3 protein-coding genes are annotated in these 3740 nt (G+C 47.2%); all 3 read left to right on the forward strand.

Annotated elements, in window-relative coordinates:
• Positions 1-233 precede the first annotated feature (233 nt).
• The 3 genes from ACQ4M5_RS41575 to ACQ4M5_RS41585 all read left to right on the forward strand — a co-directional run bounded on the left by ACQ4M5_RS41575 (position 234) and on the right by ACQ4M5_RS41585 (position 3557).
• Complete coding sequence (locus tag ACQ4M5_RS41575; protein WP_430681660.1) at positions 234-1997, forward strand: SWIM zinc finger family protein; 1764 nt, start codon at positions 234-236, stop codon at positions 1995-1997.
• 335 nt (positions 1998-2332) lie between these two features.
• Entirely contained in the window at positions 2333-2467 is a 135-nt protein-coding gene (locus ACQ4M5_RS41580) for an SDR family NAD(P)-dependent oxidoreductase (protein ID WP_430681662.1), read from the forward strand.
• On the forward strand, positions 2421-3557 hold the full coding sequence (locus ACQ4M5_RS41585; RefSeq protein WP_430681661.1) for a phytoene desaturase family protein: 1137 nt from the start codon (positions 2421-2423) through the stop codon (positions 3555-3557). The genes ACQ4M5_RS41580 and ACQ4M5_RS41585 overlap by 47 nt, the downstream gene beginning before the upstream one ends.
• Positions 3558-3740: the final 183 nt, after the last annotated feature.

Here is a 3740-nt window from a genome sequence, read left to right on the forward strand (position 1 = left end):
GATCTGCGTGCCTTAACTCGCTACTTATTGTTCGAGAATTGGGATCATTTGCTGACCTTTATGATTGAAGGACTGGAGTTAGAAGTCCCGCCCAACTCCAGTTGATTTTTCATAATGAGAATTGCTGCGCTCCTTGAGACTTTTTTGTAATTCGCGTTATCTTTATCTAGCTAATCCACTTGCAGAACGTAAAAGACTGATAATGGAGATAGCTGTATTTCCCTGCTTGTACCATGTCTATTCCTCCCATTAAGCTAGCAGCCATTCGGCGCAATGCCAGCACTCAATCCTTTACGCGGGGTGAAAGTTATTACCGAGATGGAGCAGTATCGGCTCCAATTCAGCGAGACAACCTATTGCAAGCAGAAGTCGAAGGCAGCCAAGCTATCCCTTATCAAGTCGCAATCCAGATCGATAAAAGCGGAATCACTAACGCTCATTGCACCTGTGCCTATCACTTCGAGGGTTGGTGCAAGCACATTGTTGCCGTTCTGCTGCTTTGTGCCCATAAGCCAGAAATCATTGAAGTCCGCCCCTCTTTAGAGCAATTGCTCAATCGTCTCGATCTCAACCAAACTCGGCAAGTTCTCCAAGCGCTCCTCACAGATCATCCCCATCTAATTGATGACCTCGATCGCCAAATTAGCCTAATCACCGCAGTTCCCACCCCTACTTCGCCCAAACCTGCTCGTCGCACTCCTGTTGATCCAACTCCCTTTCGTCGTCAGGTGCGGCAGGTGTTTCGCGATGCCGTTCATGATTGGGAAAATGGATATGACGATGATCCGGTGACAGAAAAACTACTAGACATTGTGGCAAAAGCAGAAGAATTCTCTCAAATTGGAGATGGGGAGAATGCGATCGCAATTCTTGAAGGCATTACTCAAGGCTGTGTAGATGACTGGGATGAAGTAGATGCCTATGGAGCCGACAGTGATGGAATTGTCGCGGCACTCGATCGAGCTTGGACAGAAGCCATTCTTACCGTTGAACTAACCTCTAAACAACAGGCTCAACTGCGATCGCAATTCCAGACTTGGCAACGGCAATGGGGACAATCTTTTTCAATGAGTTTGGAAGCCTTACAGCAAGGATGGAGCTATCCTCCATTGCTACAGGTATTGAACGGCGAAATCACTGAATTAGGAGCGTGGGACGGAGAACCCCCTGATTTTGCGGATGATTTGGCATTGACCCGATTAGCGATTTTGGTACGACAAGAACGGTATCAGGAATATCTCTACCTGGCAGAAGCAGAAGGGCAGACGGAACAGTTTCTCACAATGCTGGCACAACTGGGACGAATCGAAGAGTCGATGAGTGCTGCCCAAGATCAAATGACAACCTTAGAAGAAGCCTTCGCACTGGCACAAACCCTACACCAGCAAGGAGCAATGGATCAGGCGTTAGAAATTGCCCGTACTGGCTTGACTCTACCAGGCAATCGCCTCTTTGAACTAGCAACTTGGACAAGCGACCTAGCAGAAGGACAAAGCAACTTAGAAATTGCTATCACTGCTAGAGTCGCCGCCTTCAAATCTAGACCTTCTTTTCAGGACTATCAAAGGATTGAAGCTTTGACCGGAAGAGATTGGACTGCTCTCCGACAAGACTTATTGCAAGCCTTACAAAATCGTACTGCCTGGGGAATGGAAGAAGCAAAAGTCGATATCTTTCTACATGAAGGATTGATAGATCATGCCATTACAGTCGTCACAGATCTCAGCTACTACCATTCGTCCCTGATTCATCGTGTGATGGATGCTGCTATGTTACAGCATTCTGATTGGGTGATTGAAAATGCTCGTCACCGTGCTGAAGAGATTATGGATCGGGGCAAAGCTGATGCCTATCACCACGCGGTTGAATGGTTAAGAAAAGCACAGGCTGCTTATCAACAAGCAGGACGACAACCAGAATGGTCAGCCTACTACCAGCACTTGACACAGACCCATGCTCGGAAATATAAGCTGATGGGATTGTTGAAAAAACTCTAAGAATCGTTCTGACCCCGAAAGTGTCAATCTGTCTGTACATTGCTTTCAGATTTATTCAGCATTAGTTCTGCCATTTTTTCAAAACTCAGCCTACTCTTGAAGTGGTTAACGAACTGAGGCGAAACATGGTCAGCCAACAAGTTGAAAACTCAGCCAACACCAATCCCCATGAAACCACTCAGAAGGAGCGATCACGACTTATCTATAAACTAAGTCGCGATCGCTTCTAACCGATTCGCGCAAAACTATATCCGGCAACTAGTACTAAAGTTGTATGTTGTCCTTCTCCATAGATAAAAATCGCGAGTGCCCAATCGATTCAGCCGTTTGCGATGATGCCCGATTATGCAGCCGCTAAATGTGCGCTGTTGCATCTGACCAAAAGCTTATCGAAGCGGTTCGATCGCACAGGTGTTACGGTAAATGTCATCAGTTCTGGAATTAGCGAATCTAGTAACCCTTCTCAGTAGTCCTTTAGCAGATTACATCAACGGAACTAAAGCTTATTTGGAGCAACACATTCATGATTCAAAACTCAGAGCCGTTCTGACTTCTCAATGGGGAACTTACGGCTTGCCACCAGAACATAGTCCATTTGTTGTTCATGCCCTAATCGTGCAGCATTATCTAGAAGGCGGGTACTATCCGGTAGGCGGTACAGGCACGATCGCGACGAGTGTGCAAGCGATCGTTGAAGCGCACGGCGGACAATTTTTGCTAAACCGAGAAGTCACTCAAGTGATCATCGAACACGATCTCGCAGTGGGGGTTCGGGTTCGCAATCTCAAGAACCAATCAGACGAAACTTACGAAGCTCCGGTTATCATTTCAGATGTTGGTGCAGCGAATACCTATCTGAAACTGATTCCCGCAGACTATCCAATTCTGTTCCGAGAATCGCTGCGCCAATTCGTTCAAGCAGCAGAAATCCCCACACCGATCACGCTCTATCTCGGACTTTCCGATGATCCTCGAAAACTAGGATTTCATGGGGAAAATCACTGGAACTACACCGCTTGGGATCACGATGCTACCTACCGCCAGCGCGATCAAGCCATCCAAGCTCTCAAGCCCAATCATGGCTATCTCTCATTTCCGTCGTTGAAAGATCCCAATGCGAAAGCACATACGGCTGAGATGATGACCTTTGTGAACTATGAGCAATTTGCTCAATGGCGTGACCAACAGTGGCGACATCGAGATGAAGATTACCAAGCCTTGAAAGCTCAACTCGCAGATGCCATGATTGCACTCGTCGATCAGGCTTACCCAGGCTTTGCGAACCTTGTGGCATTCAAGGAACTTTCGACTCCGATTACGACGGAACACTTCACGGATCATCCACGAGGAGCCATCTACGGGTTGCCCTTGGGAAGCGATCGCTTTCAGCGCAAGAACTGGGATTGGACTCGCCCAACAACGCCTCTACTTGGCTTGTATCTCACAGGTGCAGATGTCTGCTCTTTCGGCATTGTGGGCGCGATGATGGGTAGCATTTTCACTCTCAGCAACTTGCCCGATGCCATTTCGTTTCCAGAGGTATTTAGATCAGCTAGTTAACACGGGCTGCAAGCTGCTTAGTGTAGTCTGCCACCTTCATGTTGTAGGCAAAATGACCACCTCTAAATAATCGGTTGATGAAGTGAAAAGCCGCTAAGATCACGACAAATCAACTTTGAAGTCGGAGTCAGCATCATGGCAAGCATCGAAGTCATTATTCGAGACGACGATGGCAATATTATC

The sequence above is a fragment of the Leptolyngbya sp. AN10 genome (assembly GCF_050565645.1).
In the GTDB taxonomy this organism is placed as follows: Bacteria; Cyanobacteriota; Cyanobacteriia; order Leptolyngbyales; family Leptolyngbyaceae; genus Leptolyngbya.

Coding starts and splice junctions, on each gene's coding strand:
- ACQ4M5_RS41585 (WP_430681661.1), top strand. CDS start 2,421: ATGTCATCAGTTCTGGAATTAGCGAATCTAGTAACCCTTCTCAGTAGT.
- ACQ4M5_RS41575 (WP_430681660.1), top strand. CDS start 234: ATGTCTATTCCTCCCATTAAGCTAGCAGCCATTCGGCGCAATGCCAGC.
- ACQ4M5_RS41580 (WP_430681662.1), top strand. CDS start 2,333: ATGCCCGATTATGCAGCCGCTAAATGTGCGCTGTTGCATCTGACCAAA.